Genomic DNA, 17,998 nt, shown 5'->3' on the forward strand with positions numbered 1-17,998 from the left:
GATGAAAAAATATGTCGGTTGGTTTACGGTGTTGTGTTGGCTGTGTTGGGACGAACCCGCCACGGCGCAAAACATGCAGCGCGTGCGCCAAAATTTGGATACATTGTGTTCGGCGGCTTTCGGTGGGCGCGGCTACGTGCAACACGCCGACAGCGTTGCGGCGCAGTGGTTGGCCAAGCAATTTTCTGTTTTGGGACTTAAGCCTTTGCCACAACAATCGTCTTATTTTCAGCGATTTGAGTTAAGTGTAAATACTTTTCCGCAGCCCATCAAATTGCAAATTGGTCGCCGCAAATTCCGAATTGGCGAGGATTTTATTATGCACGAGGCCAGCGGCAGCAGCTATTTTTCTAAACTAAAACTTTGCCGTCTAGATACGCTTTGGCTCAAAGAAGGCGCGGCGCAAACCGATTTTTTACAAAAAGATTGGACAAAAACAGCGTTTTGGTTTGGCTCGGCTACGGCCAAATTGTTGCTCAAACAAAAGCCCGATGTTTTACAAAAATTCAAGCAAGCAGGCGCGTGGTTGGAGGTTACGGACGGAAAACTAACGGCCAGCATCGCCAAAGAAGCCAACCGACCGCCACATTTCAAATTCAAACGTGCGCTTTTCGACAGCACAGCCCGCACGCTTCGTTTGGAGGTTTTTGCTGAACAAATCCCTCATTATCAGACACAAAACGTAGTGGGTTATGTGCGAGGCACGGCGCAGCCCGACAGTTTTTTGTTGGTGTCGGCGCATTACGACCACTTGGGAACGATGGGTAAAACGGCACTTTTTGCAGGCGCAAACGACAACGCAAGCGGTACCACGTTTTTGTTGGAAATGGCTGCGCATTATGCCCAAAATCCGCCGAAGTACAGCATTGTTTTTGTGGCGTTTGCTGCCGAAGAAGCGGGTTTGTTGGGTTCAAAATTTTTTGTAGAAAATCCGCTTGTACCGCTTTCGCGCCTTAAATTTGTCCTGAATCTGGATTTGTTAGGCACTGGCGACGAGGGAATTACGGTAGTGAATGGCAGCGTGTTTACGCGTGCGTTTGAGCGATTGCAGCAGATTAATGACCAACGACATTTGCTCAAACAAATAAAAGCGCGTGGCCGTGCGGCCAATTCTGACCATTATTGGTTTTCGGAAAAAGGCGTACCTGCGTTTTTTGTCTATACGATGGGCGGCACAGCGGCTTACCACGACGTACACGACACTGCCACGCAACTGCCCCTTACGGCCTACCGCGAAGTGTTTGGGTTGCTTACGGAATTTTTGGATACTGTGCCATAATTAATTGATTGTTAGTGAAATAATAAAAAGGCAATGGATAATTATTATCAGATATTGGGAGTAGATATGCGTGCCACACCCGACGAAATAAAGTCGGCGTATAAGCGTATGGCCATGCAGTATCACCCCGACCGTCATCAGGGCAGCAAATTTCACGAAGAATATTTCAAACAAATTGTAGAGGCTTACCAAACGCTTTCTGACCCTGCGGCGCGTAATCGCTACGACATGAAACTGTTTTACAGGGCCGTAACCGATGCCGTGAAGCCGCCGCCGCGTCCGTATGGCACGGCGCACGAATACGGGCAAGCCGCGCACAACCGTTATAGACCCGCCACGCCCGACGAGGAAAAAGCCGAAACAGGCTGGGGATTGCAAAAAGTAGCCATTGCGCTGCTGGTGGTGGTGAGTTTGGTGATGTTGGGGTATTGGTGCGTGCAGTTGTATGGCCGCTATCAGGCCGAAAAAGCCTACAAAGCGGGTGATATTGTCGCCGCGCTCGGATATGATGCCACGTTTGCACCCGCCAATTTTGCGAAAGCCCAACAACTTTTGGCCAAAAGGCAACCATCGGAAGCAATGCCGTATTTTGATGCGGCCATTCAGCACGCCGACCGCACGCAACCGAATTATTACAGAGGTCGTGCGCTGTGTTATGTGAAATTACGCCAATACGAACAGGCTACCAGCGATTTACAAACGGTTTTGCGCGTAGCTCCCCAAAACGATACGGCTTTATATGAGTTGGCCGACTTGCAGGTTTTTGTACAAAATCGTCCCGATTTGGCCTTGCCCAATTTGGATAAATTGCTCAAAATGAAGCCACTGTATTACGATGCACTTTTTGCCAAAGGCTATGCTTTGTTGCAAATGCAACGCTACGACTCAGCCAATTTTTATTTAGAAAAAGCCAGAGAAGCCAACAATACGCAAGCAGAAGTGTTTTATTATCAGGGTTTTGTGAAAAAAGCTTTAGGCGATACGGCACAAGCACGTGCGGCATGGCAGCAAGCCGCCGCCTTGGGTTTTCCTGAAAGTCGGATTCCGAAGAAAATTTATTAATATTCTTGATAAGTTGGTGGCTTCTTCCAAAATAAAGGCTTTTCATTTTATATGATAAATGGTGCGATTATTTTTCTATTTTTACAAAGAGTTATTCTAAATGGTGCATGATTATTTACAAGAAAAGTCTAAATACCTTCAATTAAACAACATATTATTAAATCAACACATGATTATTTTCAAGAAACTGCAATTAAAAAAAAATGCAAAAATAGTGGCCGTATTGGGTTCGGCTGTGGCATTGGCTTCGGCGGGGATTCTTTCCAATAATGGGCGAGCGGGTTACACAGGTGCACCAAATGAGAGTAATTGCAGAAGCTGCCATGGGAGTTTTGCACTCAATGCAACTGGTGGATCCGTAACGCTTACCAGCGAACCAGCCATGACCAACAACCAATATGTAGCAGGCACCAGTTATACTATGACCGTAACCGTAGCCCGTACGGGTAGCTCTGTTTTTGGTTTGGGTGTAGAGGTATTGAATGCATCTAATACCAATGCGGGTACATTGGCTGTCAGCAATAGCACTGAAACACAGCTCAAAACTTCGGGAACACGTTCCAATATCATTCACAAACTCAATGGTGGTTTGGTGAGTAATTCTAAAGCTTTTTCATTCAAATGGACAGCCCCCGCCAGTGGTGCCGCTACGTTTTATGTGGCCACAGTAGCAGGTAACAACAACGGTAGCGACAATGGGGATTATGTTTATACCACCAGCTTGGCATTAACGGCAGCACCAGCCACCAGCATCAAAACCTTAGATAAAGAAAGTTTGAAACTTGCTATTTACCCAACGCCCGCCCAAAGCCAGTTGAGTGTAAATTATGAGCTACAAGAATCGGCTCACGTAAAAGCCAAGTTAGTTTCGCTACAAGGTGCGGCAGTGGCTATGCTTTTGGACGAAAAACAAAATGCAGGTGCTCAAAAAATGAATTTTGAAATTCCTGCGACCGTGGCGGCAGGTACTTATTTGTTACACTTGTCTATAGACGACAAATCCGTAGTACAAAAAGTAGTGATACAGTAAAAAGTACGTTTTAAAAACAAAAAAGCACCTTGCAAAATGCTGGTGCTTTTTTGTTAAGACTAAGGAGTGATTCCATTTGGATTCGAACCAAAGACCTACTGCTTAGAAGGCAGTTGCTCTATCCAACTGAGCTATGGAACCGAAGATTTTTGAAGTAGTGCCCAGAAGGAGACTCGAACTCCTATGACCATACAGTCACCACCCCCTCAAGATGGCGTGTCTACCAATTTCACCACCTGGGCTTTAGGTAAAAAGGCTTCTGCGCAAAAGTACAGAAGCCTCTTTCTTGGTGATTCAGCTGGGATTCGAACCCAGGACCCTTACATTAAAAGTGTAATGCTCTACCAGCTGAGCTACTGAATCTTTTTATTATATTTGCGTTTCAGAGTTTGTTTCCCTTAATTGCGATGCAAAGGTACGGTTAATATTTAATTATGCAAAAGTTAGCACAAAAAAAATTTACTTTTTTTTTATTTATCATTTTTTTTCTCGGTCAAAATGCTTATAGTCAGGACTTTTACCAAAAAATAAATTTTGCAGATTCTTTGTTCGCAAAGCAGCAATACGGAAAAGCCTACACGATTTACGACTCGTTGTTGTCCCAAAAGCATCTTTACACAAACCAAATGTTATTAAAAATGGCTTTCGTTAAAGAAAAAAATAACGAAATTCCGAAGGCTCTTTACCTGCTCAACTTATACTATGAGTATAATCCTTCGCCATTTGTAGAACGCAAAATCACGGAACTGGCCAAGCGTAATGAATATAGCGGTTATCAGTTCGGAGAATTTGAGTTTATTTTCATGCTTTATCGCAAATATTTCGATTATGTATTGGCGGCGATTTTGCTGTTTTGCGTGCTTCCGTTTTCGACCATTATCAAAAACAAACTCCGCAACGAGCCACTTACCTACAAACCAATGGTGTTCATTGTGCTGCTGTGCATTGTGTATTATGGAATCAATTACGCCAAAATTTACCGCTACGCAATCGTAATGAACCAACACACCTATTTGATGGCTGCGCCTTCGGCGGCGGCATCAGTACAGGAAATCATCGGCGACGGCCACCGTTTGCCCATCGAAGCCGAAACTGATATGTGGTACGAGGTGAAATGGAACGACAAAGTCGCGTACGTGAACAAAAATAACGTGGAGGTGCTGCAATAATGAATTTGGAAATTGTAACTACGGCCGACGGCTCTACGACGCTCTACAACCCCGAACTAAACGAACATTATCACTCGCAACGCGGGGCACAGGGCGAATCCGAGCACGTATATATTCAGGCTGGACTCAGGCCATTGTTAGAAGCAGGTCAAAAGCATATCAAAATACTGGAAATCGGGACAGGAACGGGGCTAAACGTATTGCTAACACTGCGCGAGGCGGCAGCCAATCCAAGCGTACAAATCGAATATCATACCTTAGAACCGTTTCCTTTGTCGGCGGACGTGGCGGCGGGTTTGCATTTTCCGTTGCTCGACGAGGCTCCCGAATTAGTGCCGATTTTGCCAATCATTCACAAGCATTGGAACAATAAAAAACTATTGCCCAACTACGACGTACATAAATACTATGTCGGGTTGCTGGATTTTGCGGCTTGCCAAAACTTTGATTTGGTTTATTTCAGTGCCTTTGGCCCTAAAAAACAACCTGATTTGTGGACAATTGAGGTTTTTACACATTTGCGTACCTTACTGAAACCTAATGCCTGTTTGGTTACTTACGCCTCGCAAGGCCAAGCCCGCCGCAATATGCAAGCCGCTGGTTTTGAGGTTTTTAAGTTAAAAGGAGCTTTGGGTAAAAATGAAATGATACGGGCTTTTGCCAAAGCATTATAGCAATGGACTTTTAATAAACGCGCAAATTGTCATAGCTTTGTAAGCAATAAACTATCACTTTATATTTTTACTTAATTTGATTAACAAAACACCTAACATTATGCCTGCTAAAAAGAAAAAAACCGATAAAGAACAAGAAGCAACTCCCCGCGTTCATCCTGATTTAGAGGGATTTAATATTACAATTAACTCATTCGGGGAGTTGCAGTCGTCGTTTGATATAGAAAAAATCAATCGTTTTTTGAACAAAAACGTAAAAGATAAAAAATTCAAAGGCCGCGAAGATATAGACGGCGTTCCGCCCGAATCTAAGTAGTTTTTACCCAAATTTTCTTGATGATGTCTAGCATTTCGGGTTGCGCTGCGCCGCCCGAAACGACATCTCCTTTAAACAAAAAATCTGCTTCACCTTCAAAACCCGTTACCGTACCACCCGCCTCGCGCACAAGCAGCACGCCAGCGGCAATGTCCCAAGGTTTTAGGTTAAATTCAAAAAAACCTTCATTACGGCCACAAGCCACATACGCCAAATCCGTAGCTGCCGAACCCAAACGGCGCAAACCACGTGTGCGTATCATAAACTCGCGCATGATGGCCAAATAATCGTCCAAACGCCCGAAATCATAATACGGAAATCCTGTAGCTAATAAACTGTTATCCAGATTATTGCCTGAAACACGTATCGGCGTGCCATTGCAATAAGCACCGCCGCCAGCCCACCCATAAAAACATTCGTCGGCATTCACTTCATATACACAACCTACTACCAGTTGGCCGTCTTGCCATAGAGCCACACTCACCGCGTACACGGGTTGCGAATGAATAAAATTAGTCGTCCCGTCCAGCGGGTCAATTATCCAATACAAGCCCTTTGTAGGCGGATTTTGGCTATCAAACACAACTTCTGTGCCTTCTTCGGCAATAAAACCCACTTCAGGCCAAAGGCTTTTCAGGCGCGTAACCAACAGCTTTTCGGTTTCTTTGTCCACATACGACACTAAATCGTGCAAACCTTTATGCTCCACGCGTGAGCGGTCGAAACTTTTGGCTTCGCGGCGAATAAATGCGCCTGCCTCTTTGCAAACTTCCGTGAGATTGTGGCAAATTGTTTCGAGCGGAAGCGAAGAAATATGTTGTTCCATACTGATTTATAAAGAAATAATAAATTGAGCGAGGGCAGCAAGTTAGCCAAAAATCAGATGACCAGCGGGTTTTGCTTTTACGAGAGATTTTTGTTTACTTTCCCAAACCACTATACACTAATATTTTTTTTCAACAATTTAACCAATCAAAAACCCCGAAACAATGCCGAAAACACCAAATTTCAACTGGCTTTCTGCGGCTGCATTCGCCTTCGTACTGGCTTCTTGCGGCCACGAAAGCAGCAAAGTAGAGCACCTTACTTTTGCCTCTGGCACAGATTCTTTGTTTGTGGAAGTCTTAGACGACGACCTTTTGCACGTCCAGTACAAATCAGCGCAAGCCGATAAGCAATCGGCCAAACTCGCTCCTTCCGACGTGATTTTCAAACGCGATTACAAAGGCGCAACCGCTTTCACCAAAACAGAAAACGGTTTTGAAACCAAAGATTTAAAAATCGAAATTAATCCTAAAACCTTAGCAATGAAGGTTTTGGATAAAACCAAAAACAACGTTGAGCTAACCACCTTCTCGCCACTAAATTTGAGCAGCGACACTTTGCGCGGATTAGTGGCGCACAAACCAACCGACGATTTTAGGGCGTTTGGTTTGGGACAACAATTTTCCAAAGAAGGCTCTGTGGAGTTCAATTATAATGGCCGCAAGCGCGAAAGCGGGAAGTTTGGCAATGAAATGATGGGCTTCAATTGGGGCGCAAACGGTAATACGCAAATCCCTGTGTTGTATGCCCAAAACGGCGCGACTTACGAGAATTACGCTTTGTTTTTGGATAATAAATTTAAGCAAACATGGGATTTTACGCCCAAAGAAGAATGGAACGTACAAATGTACGGCGGTGAAGTTTGCTTTTATTTTATGAGTGGCGCGGATTTGCTCGACTTGCGCAAAGATTACATGGAACTGACGGGCAATGCTTTAGTGCCGCCCAAAAAAATGTTTGGGTTGTGGGTATCTGAGTACGGCTACGACGACTGGAAAGAACTGGAAAGCAAACTGGCCACCATGCGCGAAAACAAATTCCCGTTGGATGGCTTTGTGCTTGATTTGCAGTGGTTTGGCGGGATTGTGATGTGGAAAGACAGTACCAAAATGGGACGTTTGGCTTGGGATCCAGTACATTTCCCGAATCCAAAACAAAAACTTGATTCACTGGAAAAAGCCGACGGCGTGGGCGTAATGAACATCGAAGAAGTGTATGTGGGTCGTTTGTTGCCTGAATATGAGCAATACGCCAAAGAAGGCATTTTGGTAAAAGACAGTGCCAAAACGGATTCTTATATTTTCAAAAAAGAATGGTGGGGCGCAGGCGGCATGATTGATTATACCAATCCGAAAGCAGGCGAATACATTCACCAAAACAAACGTTTGGCCTTTATCAATGACGGCGTGCTTGGCCACTGGACGGATTTGGGCGAACCCGAAAACTATCGCGCCAATGCCCAATATCACAGAGGTTCGCACAAAGAAGTAAGCAATCTTTGGAATTTTTATTGGATAGAAAGTATTTACAAAGGCTACACGCAAGCCAAGACCCCACAACGTCCGTTCATTATGTCGCGATCTGGATCAGCTGGTATTCAGCGATTTGGAGCGGCCATGTGGTCGGGTGATATTTCTTCGCGCCTTACGAGTTTGGCCGCGCACGCCGCCAACCAAGCCAATATGTCATTTTCGGGTATAGATTATTACGGCGCAGATTTGGGCGGCTTTCATCGCAATTTGGAAGGCAATGAGTCGATGGAAACCTACAAAAATATGTCGTTGGGAAGCCCGCTTGTCAATCCCAAAGCGGCGGCTATCCTGAAAGACCTTTATACGCGTTGGTATGCGTACGGAATGTTATTTGATATTCCAGGTCGTCCGCATGTTTCGAACGTGGACAGCAAAGAGCCAAGAGAAACTGCTCCAGACCGCGTGGGCGATATGGCCAGCAATTTGGCCAATACACGTATGCGTTATGAACTTGTACCTTACACGTATTCGTTGGCGCATAAGGCGCACCGCACCGCAGAGCCTGTTGTTCCGCCTTTGGTGCTGTATTACCAAACCGATAAAAATGTATTGAATTTGGGCGACCATAAACTCTTAGGCCGCGATTTGTTGGGCGTGATGAGCACGGAATATTTTGCCAAAGACCGTGACGTATATTTGCCTGCTGGCGCGTGGTACGATTGGTACACAGGCGAACGCCTCGACAGCAAAGGCCAAACTTATGCAGACGTGCCGCTTTACCGCGATGGCGTGTTGCGTTTGCCGCTGTATGCGCGTGAAGGTGCGATTATCCCGATGGCCGTAGTTGATGAAAATACACTTAACGTTTTTGGCCGTACCAAAACAGGCAAAACGCATAACGAATTGGTTTTGAAAGTGTTCCCTTCGGAAAAAGCAACAGATTTTACGCTGTACGAAGACGATGGCAAAACGATTGATTATCAGAACAATAAAGTGCGTGAAGTGAAAATTTCGCAACAAAAAACAGCTTCAAGTTTAGAGGTGACCGTAGCGGCGGCTAAAGGAGCGTATTCACCCGACGAAAAGCGCAATACGATTCTGAAAGTCGTAAGTTCCGCGCCTAAAACAGTAACTTTGAACGGCAAGGCCTTGAACAAATTGGCTTCTGTACAGGCGTTGGAGGCAGCCGCCGAAGGTTGGGCTGCCGATGGCAAAACGATTGTGGTAAAAACAGCCGCCACAGCCGTAAGCACGGCGCAAGCGTTTAAATGTTCGTTCTAAAAAAACAATTTCAAATTAACAAAAAATGCTTCTAATTCAATGAGTTAGAAGCATTTTTTGTTGTTTTTTAATCTTAATTAGATTTTATAAACCCAATTATGCGTGTCGGCTACGCGGCTGTGCTTGATGTCGTCGAGTGCTTTACCCAAACGTTTTGACAAAACACGCGTTTCCATGGCAGGCAATTGGTAGTCTGTTCCTTCGTGATTGATAACGATAATAGGAGCAATTACGGCAGCCGTTCCCACGCCAAAGGCTTCGTTAAGCGTGCCATTTTTCGCGGCTTCGATTACTTCCGCTACCGATACGCGGCGTTCTTCCACAGGTATTCCCCATTCTTTAGCCAACGTAATAACGCTATTGCGCGTAATACCCGAAAGAATAGTAGCGTGCTCCAAACTTGGCGTAACTAATTTGTTATCAATTATAAACATCAGATTCATTGTGCCCGATTCCTCAAAATATTTATGCTCTTTAGCATCAGTCCAGAGGAGTTGTTGGTAGCCTTCGGCCTGCGCAATTTTAGACGGATACAATGCAACTGCGTAGTTACCTGCTGTTTTGGCAAAACCCGTACCGCCTTCAGAAGCACGTGTGTAGTGTGTTTCTACACGCACGCGCAAAGGCTGGCTGTAATACGCATCTACAGGGCTTGTGAAAATAATAAATTTATAGTTGTCAGAAGGGCGAATGCCTACATATTCGTCGGTGGCGAACATAAACGGACGTATGTACAACGAACTTCCATCTTTGTTAGGAACCCACTTGGCATCGAGCTGCAAAAGTTGTTGTAGCCCACTCATGAAAATATCTTTCGGAATAGAAGGCATACAAAGGCGTTCTGCCGAATGATTCAAACGCTCCCAATTGGCTTCTGGCCTAAAGACGACTATTTCATTTTCGGTATTGCGATACGCTTTCATGCCCTCGAAGATCGCTTGGCCGTAATGCAATGCCGACATGGCAGGGCCAAAACTCAAAGGCTGGTAAGGCAATATTTGCAAATTGTGCCACTGTCCGTCGCTGTAATCGGCGATAAACATGTGGTCGGAAAAGGTTTTTCCGAATTTTAAGTCGCTGAAATCCACCTCGTTGATACGAGATTGGCTTATAGGCGTAATTTCAATGGGAAGAATATCAGTCATGACGCTTCACGTTAAAATAAATGAATATGATTTTAGGGTTACTTTGGGTGTATTGGTTGATTCGTGGTCACAAAAAGCCACTTATCGCGGCCAATTTAGGGAGATTTTATACAACTCCAAAAAAACAGTTGAGTTGCCACCCATAGCAGATGTATAATATTAGGGAAATTACAGCGAAAATGTAGGTATTTGTAATAAAGGCTTCTTTTTTTAAGCAATAAAATCAAAAAACATTCTTTTTGTTGAAAAGTGAATCAAAAAAATAACGAGATGTTGTGTTTTTAGAAAATTACAATCCTAAACTTTCACGTGTTTTTTTGGGTAAAGATGCGGCAACTAATTCGTAAGAATGCTTGATAAGTTGTTGAAACAGTGCTGCCGAAAGTCTTCCGTCGGGGGTTACGGTGTTCCAATGTTTTTTGTTCATGTGAAAACCCGGCACAATGGCCGAATGTTGTTCGCGCAACTGCATAGCCCATTCGGGGTCACATTTGAGATTGACCCGAAACGGCGTGCTATCCAAGCCCGTTAGTGCAAATATTTTGCCGCCCACCCGAAAAGCCAACGTGTTTTCATCGAAAGGCAAATCTTCGGTTACGGCAGGCAACGACAAACAATATTGTCGGAAAGTTTCGATGTTCATTATCGTGCCAACACTTTGATAATGAAAAAGATAATACCAACCAAAAACATCAGCATCGAAATCTTGTTGATGGTGTGCATCGTGCGCAAATTGAAATTGGTTTGGCGGTTAGGGTCTGGTTTACGGAAAAAATAACCAAACATTTCACCCAAAGCGAAATAATGTTTTATGGGTTTTCTCTCTTTCATGGCTCCTAATTGTTAGAGATTTTGAGTTGTTGTTATGCAAACGATTTTGGGCAATCAAATGGTTTCCTGCCCAAGCGTTTATTTTTTTAACTAAAAAATGAAGCCAACCTGTCCATGTCGCAAATGGCGATAATGGCTTTGCCGTCGGGCGTATAGTTGGGCACAGAACACGCAAAAAGCTGCGTGATAAGGCTGTTCATTTCCACGTTGGTAAGTGGCGTACCTGTGCGCATGGCGGCTCGCTTGGCCAATGCGCGGGCAAGGGCTTCGCGGTGCGGCAAATTCAGGTCGTTGCGGTAGTTTTTGAACTGCTCCAAAAAGCTATCAAAAAGTTCGCGTTCGTTCACATTTTCGATGCCCGCAGGAATGCCCCGAATCACGATTACATTTTCCCCAAAAGACTCATACACAAAGCCTAATGCCTGTATTTCGTCTTGCATTTCCATTACCAAAGCGTAGTCGGCGGCGTGTAGGCCGAGTGTAGTCGGGAAAAGTGACTGTTGCGACGGTGCGCCGCTGTGCTTGAAACTTTCCAGATATTTTTCGTACAAAATACGTTCGTGCGCCGCTTGCTGGTCTATGAGCATGAGGCCAGATTTCACTTGCGACAAAATGTAACGGTTGTGCAACTGAAACGTAATTTTTTCTTCCGAACCACCCGCATGATTTTTGCCCGTAGCCATAGCACTTGGCTTGTTGTTCAGGGCACTGCCAAACGTAATCGAAAGGTTTTCCACAGGGTTTTCTTCTTGCTCAAATCGACTAATAAAACCTTCCGTGCCGCCGCCTTGTCTGGAACTTTGGTACAAAGATTCCCAGTGGCGTGTGTTGGCTTTTTGGCGTGCGTCGGTAGGCTGTTTACTGCCGCCAAGCGAATAAGAATGACGATTCTCTACGCTTAATGCCTGCATGGTTTGCGGGTTTTCGATGTCGCCCAACATTCCTAAATTCACGTTTTTATCAAAATCCAACGAAGGCGTAAGGTTATAACTGCTAAACGCTTTGCGCACGGAAGCCATGAGCATGGCGTAAATGCCGCGTTCGTCGTCGAATTTGATTTCGGTTTTGGTTGGGTGAACGTTTATGTCGATGTGCTTGGGGTCTATGTCGATAAACAACGCGTAAAACGGGTGCGTTTCGGGCTGCAAAAGTCCCTCGAAAGCACTTACTACGGCATGATGCAAGTAGTTATTTTTGACAAAACGATTATTAACAAAAAAATACTGTTCGCCGCGCGTTTTCTTGGCCGATTCGGGTTTGCCCACATAGCCCGAAATTTTCAGGTGTGGCGTTTCCTCTTGGCACGGAGCTAATTGTTCTTTATAATTTGTTCCCAAAATCCCGATGATGCGTTGGCTCAATTTGCTGGCCGCGAGGTTATACACTTCGCTGTCGTTTTGGTGAAGCGAAAACGCAATTTGCGGATTGGCCAATGCCACGCGGTTAAATTCCTCTAAAATATTGCGCATTTCTACTGCATTGGATTTGAGGAAGTTGCGGCGTGCTGGCACATTGAAAAACAAGTTTTTGACCGAAATACTCGTGCCTATGGGCGTGGCCACTAAGCTACTTTCTTTCAGTTCGGAAGCCTCAATGCGAATCAGTGCGCCCACTTCGTCGGTTTGGCGACGCGTGCGCATTTCCACTTGGGCTACGGCAGCGATAGAAGCCATCGCTTCGCCGCGAAAACCTAAGGTGCGAATATTAAAAATATCGTCCGAAGTCCTGATTTTGGACGTGGCGTGCCGCTCAAAACACATTCGAGCGTCATTTTCGGACATTCCGCAGCCGTCGTCTATCACTTGTATCAGCGTACGACCTGCGTCTTTTACAATCAGTTTAATATGCGTACTGCCTGCATCAATGGCATTTTCCAGTAGTTCTTTCACTACGGAGGCAGGTCGTTGCACTACTTCCCCAGCCGCGATTTGGTTGGCGATGGCATCAGGCAACAAACGAATAATATCTGACATAATTCTTTTTGTTTTAAAAGCCTATCGGATAGGCACTTAGTTTCGGGTATATCGTCTTTTACGGCGATAGAAGCGGAGAAGCCCAAACACGGCGACCACTAACGCAGGCAAAGCCATATTCAGGATTTGCCAATTAAGTTTTTCTTTTTCGATGCGCGGTTTGTCCAACGGACGCACTTGTATTTCTTTGGCTCTGGCCAAAATCACGCCGTCGTCGTCGAGCAAATACGACATGGCATTCATCAAAAATTCTTTGTTGCCAAATTGAACACCCGAAAAACGGTCGTAACCCAACAAATAACGTTGGCCGTTTTTCGTAATTTCATTTTCGGCAATATCCCCATCAGAACAAACAATAATTTTAGAAGGTTTGTCTTCGGCTTTAAATTTTAGATTGCTTTGCGCCTCTGGCGGAAGTCGGTTGGTAAATAAAGACTGGAATTTTCCTTCCAACAAATAAGCAATCGGAATATCAGATTTTTGGTACTGTTCGGGCAAAGGTTTGAGGCGTGCCTCATTGAAACTCAAACGTACAGGCGCGGCAATAATTCGCGCATATTTTGAGCTAAGCAACAAAGGCGTTTTCTTGATGCCTGCGGCCTTTACGGTGTCTATAGTGCTGGCAAATTTTGTATAAATCGCGTCCAGATTCTTCACAATTGGGCTATTGCCAAAGCTGCTAATCAGCGGGAAATAACGCCATTGCACCAGTTGCGTTTGGGGTTTGTCGCCCATGTAGCCCACCACCAGCGGAATATACGCAGAACTCAAATCCATTAACAAATCATTGTTTACGCGCACGCCGTAGCGGAACATCATGTCCGTTAGATTTACGTCGTTGCCTATCACCAGCGAGCCTTCTTGCTTGATGCTATCCATTTCCATCTGAATTGGGTCTAACAAAAATAAGGCTTTTCCGCCACCAACAATAAATTGGTCTATCTTGAATTTGTCTGGTTCTAAAAATGCCGTGTCGGGTTTGGCCACAATAATAGCATCATATCCACTCAAATCCAGTGTATTACGCAAATAAACAGGTTCTACTTGATAAAAATCTTTCAGAGCCATGCCAAAATCGTACATCTGTCTGCCGTTTAGCTCGCCGTTACCTTGCAGTACCGCAATACGTTTTTTGGACGGAGCAATTAATTTCTTGATAGCAGAAGCCAATTCGTATTCTACGCCTTCAGCAGATTGATTGAGGCGTTCGACGGCAGAGGCCGCCTGATTACCTTTGAGCAATGTTACGGCAGCTTCTTTTCCGCCATAACTGACGATAGCCCCTGGGAAAATGATTTTCTGTACGCGATTGTCTTCACCACCTTCGTAAAGATTGGTTGGTTGCAAACCTCTTTTCGCCAACTGATTGTACAGTTCTGTACGCGCTTTTTGGTCTGGGTCGGCACTTGGATTAATAAATTTGAACTGAATATTTTCACCGCCGTAAGCCCTAAATTCTTCCAGCGTCTCGCGAATGGAACTTTGCAATATTTTGAAAGCCGCAGGAAAATCACCTTCCAAATACACTTCCACATACACTACGTCATTGAGTTTGTTGAGTAATGTTTTGGTGGCTGGCGTAATGGTATAGCGTTTGTCTTCGGTCAAATCCAGACGATAAAAAAACTGAGAACCTATAATATTGATAAAAACAATCGCTACGACAGCTAAGCCGTATTGTATCCAATCAGATGCTTTTTTACTTTTCATTTATATATAAACGCTGATTATCAGTATTTTGTATTCAAAATAATAAATTTAATTTTACCATTTGCGGCTACCCAACACAAGGCGCGTAGAAAGCAACATAAAGCCAATAACGCTCAGGAAATACAACACGTTGCGCGTGTCTATTAGCCCTTTGCTCATGGCGTTGTAATGGTAAATAATGCCCAATTTGCTCACCAATTGCCCCACAGGATTGCCTGAGAGCAAGCCTGCAACGCCGTCAAAACCTGCGTATAACATTCCGCACAATAAAAAGGCAAGGATAAAAGAAACGATTTGGTTTTCGCTAATGGCCGAAGCAAAAATCCCGATAGAACAGAACACCGCCGCCAACAGCACCAATCCAATATACGAACCTGTTACACCTGCCGAATCTATATTGCCCGCAGGATTGCCCAGACGATAAATAGACAAATAATACACCAGCGTAGGCAAAAGCGCGAACACCGCCAAAAGCCAGCTTGCCAAATATTTACCCACAATAATTTGATAGTCGGTGAGCGGCTTGGTAAGCAAAAGCTCCATTGTGCCCGCCTTTTTTTCTTCGGCAAAAGAGCGCATCGTAATGGCTGGAATCAAGAATAAAAAAACGACAGGTGCAGAAATGCCCATAGGCGAAAATAGGGCGGACATATCCGCAAAACCTGCGTCTAATACGTTGCTCGGAAACACCCACATCGGCAAGCCAATCAGCACCAAAAATACCGTGATGACCAAATACGCAATGAGAGAATTTAGAAAACCATTAAATTCTTTTCGCAGAATACTCAACATAACTAATGGGTTTGTAATACAATTTTGTTTGGGCTGCGAAATTAGTAGGAATTATTGAAAAAACATTTCATTTGTGCGGATTCATGCAATCAAAGTAGGCGGGATCTGTTCTCTTTCTCTACTAAAATATTTTAAATTTCTGATGATATCCAGCATTAATTTCCAACATACTTTATCGCGGCTATTAAATTTACGATTATGGGGTATGGTGTATATAAAAAAGGCCTTCCACCAAAAGCAGAAGACCTTTTTGAGTACAGTAGAATGAAGTGGAGAATTATTGTTTGTTGGCTTTATAAACTTTTACCAAACCGTCGTTTTCGCTGCTTACCACTACCAAACTTTGTTGGATTGGGCTTTTGGTGGCAGGAATAAACAACACACCTTCTGGCGCGTCGCCCGTCGGCAATATTTTGATGAATGAAGGCGCGGTTGGGTTGGTTACGTCGTAAATGGCTACGGCATCGGCTCTTTCCATGCCCACGAAAGCTACTTGCTTGCTGCCCACTTTGCCGATGGTAATGGCTTCTGGCTCAACGGATTTGTCGTCGCTGCGTGCATCGTCGTAAAGGCTGGCTTCTTTTACTTTTACGTCCAACTCGTTTTTGCTGTCAAATACTTGTTGGCCTGTGGCGGCGTTCCACACCGAAAACGAACGCGCTCCAAAACTATAAAGTGCATCAAAATCGCCGTCGTTGTCTGTGTCGCCGAGCGTATTGGTGATGTTGAGGCGGCCTAATTTTGTTTGGTCTTTCAAGGTAGTGGCATCAGGGAAAGCCGTTGCGTCGAGTGTAAGCGTGGATACACGTTTTACTTCCGAAAAACCATCGTATTCGCGTGCATCGCCTTCGTTGGCTGTGAACAAATATTGTGTGCCGTTGTGCGTAAGATGTGCGATTGCATCAGGCATATAAGTACCGAAAACTTTCCATGTGGCAAACGAACCAACGGCATTGTCTTTGTCGCTTACGTCGATGGCGTTGGCTGTCTGTGAATAATCTTTGAAGCCCAAAGGCATGATTTTGGTGATAGAACCACCCGCCAAGTTTACTTCCGCAATGGCATTGTTTTCTTGAAGTGTTACCCATGCTGTTTTAGAATCGTCGGAAACGGTAATATATTCTGGTTCAATGTCTTTGGTGAAATTTTTACCCACGCCAAAAATTCTGAAACCTTTGCTCGACAACGCTGTTAGTTGGTCGGCAAAAGCAGCAAAATTAATGGTCGTTACAGCGTAATTATTTTCGGTGTTAATGATTGATACAGAGCCTTCTGGATCGTTGGTATAGTCGGCGTTGGGTTCGCCTTCGTTGGCCGAAATAATGTATTTTCCGTCGGGGCTGTACGTTACCATATCAGGCAAAGCACCCACCGTAATCACTTTTTCTTCGGCGTAGGTTTGAGCATTGAACACTACAATTTTGCCCGCGTCTTGTTTGGTAGCCGACTCGATAGCCGCCGCCACTTTTCCGTTGTAAGCTGCCACGCTGTTCACGTAGCCGCCGTAGGTGGTTACGCTGATAGAATGAATCACGGAAATGCTGGAAGGATTAGCAAAATCAATGACATCAATTTTGTTAGTAGAGCCATTATTTACGGCAAAAAGACGCTTTGTTGTTGCGTCAAACGTCGTGATTTCGGCAGCACCTGCACCGCCCAAATTCAAGGATGCAATTTCCTGATAAGAGCCAATGTCCTCGTTTACAATAATTTCTGATGGACTGTTGTTGTCATCATCATTGTTACAACCAGTAAATGTAGCAACAGCCACCACCGAAAGGGTCAATAAAACTTTTCTCATAGCTCGTCTTTTTTGCCGCAAAACTATGAGCCTTTGATTATGATACGATTAGCCATTTATCAAGAAATAAGACAAAATACAGTACTGAATTTTATTCTTTAGTAAGCAAATAACCTTCAGGTAGTCAAAATATTATCATAAAAATAACAGTGTTATTGCTGCGGGTTAATATTGTTTAATAACAAAAGAGTTGCTTTGAAAAGAATAATCCTGACTGCGGGGCACTACTCTGTTATAAAATACGTTACATAATGGCTCGAAAATCAGGTTTTTGGTTTTCTTTTTGGCAAAAACAGCGATATTTGTGACTCAAGTCTTACGAACATGGATACTAATATTATAAATCAGGAAAATATAACGCAAAAAGTAGAAGCAGCTCTCGACTCTATTCGCCCGTATCTGGAAGCAGACGGCGGTAATGTGCGCGTGTTGGAAGTAACGCCCGAAGGTGTGGCACGTCTGGAAATGCTTGGTTCGTGTGGAGCTTGCCCCATGTCGCCTATGACCCTGAAAGCGGGTGTAGAAGAAGCCATCAAACGCGAAGTGCCCGAAATCGTCCGCGTAGAAGCCGTGAACGTTCCTGCTCTTTAGTGATTGCAATTAATTGAAATTCAACCCTTATAGACTTTGAAATCTAT

General features: G+C 44.4%; 17 protein-coding genes and 3 tRNA genes. 9 read left to right on the plus strand and 11 right to left on the minus strand.

Features of this window, described 5'->3' with window-relative positions:
* Position 1 precedes the first annotated feature (1 nt).
* From BM090_RS13875 to BM090_RS13885, 3 genes are all read left to right on the plus strand, one after another.
* Positions 2-1,279, plus strand: coding sequence for a M28 family metallopeptidase (locus tag BM090_RS13875; protein ID WP_091514426.1), 1,278 nt, complete (start codon positions 2-4; stop codon positions 1,277-1,279).
* A 33-nt stretch (positions 1,280-1,312) separates the two neighbouring features.
* A complete protein-coding gene (locus tag BM090_RS18850; protein ID WP_091514430.1) occupies positions 1,313-2,341 on the plus strand; it encodes a tetratricopeptide repeat protein in 1,029 nt (342 codons plus the stop codon).
* Between the two features lie 169 nt (positions 2,342-2,510).
* Positions 2,511-3,371: a choice-of-anchor V domain-containing protein gene (locus BM090_RS13885; protein WP_177199940.1), complete on the plus strand. Its 861-nt coding sequence runs from the start codon at positions 2,511-2,513 to the stop codon at positions 3,369-3,371.
* Positions 3,372-3,438: 67 nt separating this feature from the next.
* Here BM090_RS13885 and BM090_RS13890 read toward each other — a convergent pair.
* From BM090_RS13890 to BM090_RS13900, 3 genes are all read right to left on the minus strand, one after another.
* Positions 3,439-3,512: transfer RNA gene (locus BM090_RS13890), tRNA-Arg, on the minus strand.
* 17 nt (positions 3,513-3,529) lie between these two features.
* Positions 3,530-3,613: transfer RNA gene (locus BM090_RS13895), tRNA-Leu, on the minus strand.
* Between the two features lie 45 nt (positions 3,614-3,658).
* Positions 3,659-3,734: transfer RNA gene (locus BM090_RS13900), tRNA-Lys, on the minus strand.
* A gap of 275 nt (positions 3,735-4,009) precedes the next feature.
* On the opposite strand from BM090_RS13900, the gene BM090_RS13905 reads away from it, so the two are divergent.
* From BM090_RS13905 to BM090_RS13915, 3 genes are all read left to right on the plus strand, one after another.
* Positions 4,010-4,540, plus strand: a complete 531-nt coding sequence (locus tag BM090_RS13905) for a hypothetical protein (protein WP_143083982.1) — start codon at positions 4,010-4,012, stop codon at positions 4,538-4,540.
* Positions 4,540-5,214, plus strand: a complete 675-nt coding sequence (gene mnmD / locus BM090_RS13910; protein WP_091514442.1) for a tRNA (5-methylaminomethyl-2-thiouridine)(34)-methyltransferase MnmC2 — start codon at positions 4,540-4,542, stop codon at positions 5,212-5,214. Before BM090_RS13905 ends, mnmD begins: the two co-directional genes overlap by 1 nt.
* 100 nt (positions 5,215-5,314) lie before the next feature.
* Entirely contained in the window at positions 5,315-5,530 is a 216-nt protein-coding gene (locus BM090_RS13915; protein WP_091514447.1) for a hypothetical protein, read from the plus strand.
* On the opposite strand, the gene BM090_RS13920 is transcribed toward BM090_RS13915, so the two are convergent.
* On the minus strand, positions 5,523-6,356 hold the full coding sequence (locus BM090_RS13920; RefSeq protein WP_091514450.1) for an inositol monophosphatase family protein: 834 nt from the start codon (positions 6,354-6,356) through the stop codon (positions 5,523-5,525). The genes BM090_RS13915 and BM090_RS13920 overlap by 8 nt on opposite strands.
* Before the next feature lie 163 nt (positions 6,357-6,519).
* On the opposite strand from BM090_RS13920, the gene BM090_RS13925 reads away from it, so the two are divergent.
* The gene (locus BM090_RS13925; protein ID WP_091514454.1) at positions 6,520-9,108 is read left to right on the plus strand and encodes a glycoside hydrolase family 31 protein; all 2,589 of its coding nucleotides are present in this window, start codon (positions 6,520-6,522) and stop codon (positions 9,106-9,108) included.
* Positions 9,109-9,185: 77 nt separating this feature from the next.
* Here BM090_RS13925 and BM090_RS13930 read toward each other — a convergent pair whose 3' ends face one another.
* Positions 9,186-10,253, minus strand: coding sequence for a branched-chain amino acid aminotransferase (locus tag BM090_RS13930; protein ID WP_091514458.1), 1,068 nt, complete (start codon positions 10,251-10,253; stop codon positions 9,186-9,188).
* Here BM090_RS13930 and BM090_RS18445 point away from each other — a divergent pair.
* The gene (locus BM090_RS18445) at positions 10,252-10,410 is read left to right on the plus strand and encodes a hypothetical protein (protein ID WP_221405404.1); all 159 of its coding nucleotides are present in this window, start codon (positions 10,252-10,254) and stop codon (positions 10,408-10,410) included. The two genes, BM090_RS13930 and BM090_RS18445, sit on opposite strands and share 2 nt — an antisense overlap.
* 132 nt (positions 10,411-10,542) lie before the next feature.
* Here BM090_RS18445 and BM090_RS13935 read toward each other — a convergent pair whose 3' ends face one another.
* From BM090_RS13935 to BM090_RS13960, 6 genes are all read right to left on the minus strand, one after another.
* Positions 10,543-10,896 (minus strand): MmcQ/YjbR family DNA-binding protein, encoded by a 354-nt coding sequence (locus BM090_RS13935; protein WP_091514461.1) that lies wholly within the window; start codon positions 10,894-10,896, stop codon positions 10,543-10,545.
* On the minus strand, positions 10,896-11,084 hold the full coding sequence (locus tag BM090_RS13940) for a DUF6728 family protein (protein ID WP_091514466.1): 189 nt from the start codon (positions 11,082-11,084) through the stop codon (positions 10,896-10,898). Before BM090_RS13940 ends, BM090_RS13935 begins: the two co-directional genes overlap by 1 nt.
* An 86-nt stretch (positions 11,085-11,170) precedes the next feature.
* The gene (mutL, locus tag BM090_RS13945; RefSeq protein WP_091514470.1) at positions 11,171-13,057 is read right to left on the minus strand and encodes a DNA mismatch repair endonuclease MutL; all 1,887 of its coding nucleotides are present in this window, start codon (positions 13,055-13,057) and stop codon (positions 11,171-11,173) included.
* 36 nt (positions 13,058-13,093) lie between these two features.
* Complete coding sequence (gene gldG, locus BM090_RS13950; protein WP_091514473.1) at positions 13,094-14,767, minus strand: gliding motility-associated ABC transporter substrate-binding protein GldG; 1,674 nt, start codon at positions 14,765-14,767, stop codon at positions 13,094-13,096.
* Between the two features lie 54 nt (positions 14,768-14,821).
* Positions 14,822-15,559, minus strand: a complete 738-nt coding sequence (gldF, locus tag BM090_RS13955) for a gliding motility-associated ABC transporter permease subunit GldF (RefSeq protein ID WP_091514476.1) — start codon at positions 15,557-15,559, stop codon at positions 14,822-14,824.
* 277 nt (positions 15,560-15,836) lie between these two features.
* Positions 15,837-17,360: a choice-of-anchor I family protein gene (locus tag BM090_RS13960; RefSeq protein ID WP_091514479.1), complete on the minus strand. Its 1,524-nt coding sequence runs from the start codon at positions 17,358-17,360 to the stop codon at positions 15,837-15,839.
* Positions 17,361-17,684: 324 nt separating this feature from the next.
* Here BM090_RS13960 and BM090_RS13965 point away from each other — a divergent pair, with 324 nt between their 5' ends.
* A complete protein-coding gene (locus tag BM090_RS13965) occupies positions 17,685-17,951 on the plus strand; it encodes a NifU family protein (RefSeq protein WP_091514482.1) in 267 nt (88 codons plus the stop codon).
* Positions 17,952-17,998 lie beyond the last annotated feature (47 nt).

Origin of the sequence: Flexibacter flexilis DSM 6793 (assembly GCF_900112255.1) — a bacterium.
Lineage (GTDB): Bacteria > Bacteroidota > Bacteroidia > Cytophagales > Flexibacteraceae > Flexibacter > Flexibacter flexilis.

What these genes read in the sequence shown, in the direction of transcription:
- BM090_RS13915 (WP_091514447.1), top strand. Translation starts at nt 5,315, where the DNA reads ATGCCTGCTAAAAAGAAAAAAACCGATAAAGAACAAGAAGCAACTCCC.
- gldF (WP_091514476.1), bottom strand. Translation starts at nt 15,559, where the DNA reads ATGTTGAGTATTCTGCGAAAAGAATTTAATGGTTTTCTAAATTCTCTC.
- mnmD (WP_091514442.1), top strand. Translation starts at nt 4,540, where the DNA reads ATGAATTTGGAAATTGTAACTACGGCCGACGGCTCTACGACGCTCTAC.
- BM090_RS13935 (WP_091514461.1), bottom strand. Translation starts at nt 10,896, where the DNA reads ATGAACATCGAAACTTTCCGACAATATTGTTTGTCGTTGCCTGCCGTA.
- gldG (WP_091514473.1), bottom strand. Translation starts at nt 14,767, where the DNA reads ATGAAAAGTAAAAAAGCATCTGATTGGATACAATACGGCTTAGCTGTC.
- BM090_RS13960 (WP_091514479.1), bottom strand. Translation starts at nt 17,360, where the DNA reads ATGAGAAAAGTTTTATTGACCCTTTCGGTGGTGGCTGTTGCTACATTT.
- BM090_RS13875 (WP_091514426.1), top strand. Translation starts at nt 2, where the DNA reads ATGAAAAAATATGTCGGTTGGTTTACGGTGTTGTGTTGGCTGTGTTGG.
- BM090_RS13940 (WP_091514466.1), bottom strand. Translation starts at nt 11,084, where the DNA reads ATGAAAGAGAGAAAACCCATAAAACATTATTTCGCTTTGGGTGAAATG.
- BM090_RS13930 (WP_091514458.1), bottom strand. Translation starts at nt 10,253, where the DNA reads ATGACTGATATTCTTCCCATTGAAATTACGCCTATAAGCCAATCTCGT.
- BM090_RS13885 (WP_177199940.1), top strand. Translation starts at nt 2,511, where the DNA reads ATGATTATTTTCAAGAAACTGCAATTAAAAAAAAATGCAAAAATAGTG.
- BM090_RS13925 (WP_091514454.1), top strand. Translation starts at nt 6,520, where the DNA reads ATGCCGAAAACACCAAATTTCAACTGGCTTTCTGCGGCTGCATTCGCC.
- BM090_RS13965 (WP_091514482.1), top strand. Translation starts at nt 17,685, where the DNA reads ATGGATACTAATATTATAAATCAGGAAAATATAACGCAAAAAGTAGAA.
- mutL (WP_091514470.1), bottom strand. Translation starts at nt 13,057, where the DNA reads ATGTCAGATATTATTCGTTTGTTGCCTGATGCCATCGCCAACCAAATC.
- BM090_RS18445 (WP_221405404.1), top strand. Translation starts at nt 10,252, where the DNA reads ATGACGCTTCACGTTAAAATAAATGAATATGATTTTAGGGTTACTTTG.
- BM090_RS13905 (WP_143083982.1), top strand. Translation starts at nt 4,010, where the DNA reads ATGGCTTTCGTTAAAGAAAAAAATAACGAAATTCCGAAGGCTCTTTAC.
- BM090_RS18850 (WP_091514430.1), top strand. Translation starts at nt 1,313, where the DNA reads ATGGATAATTATTATCAGATATTGGGAGTAGATATGCGTGCCACACCC.
- BM090_RS13920 (WP_091514450.1), bottom strand. Translation starts at nt 6,356, where the DNA reads ATGGAACAACATATTTCTTCGCTTCCGCTCGAAACAATTTGCCACAAT.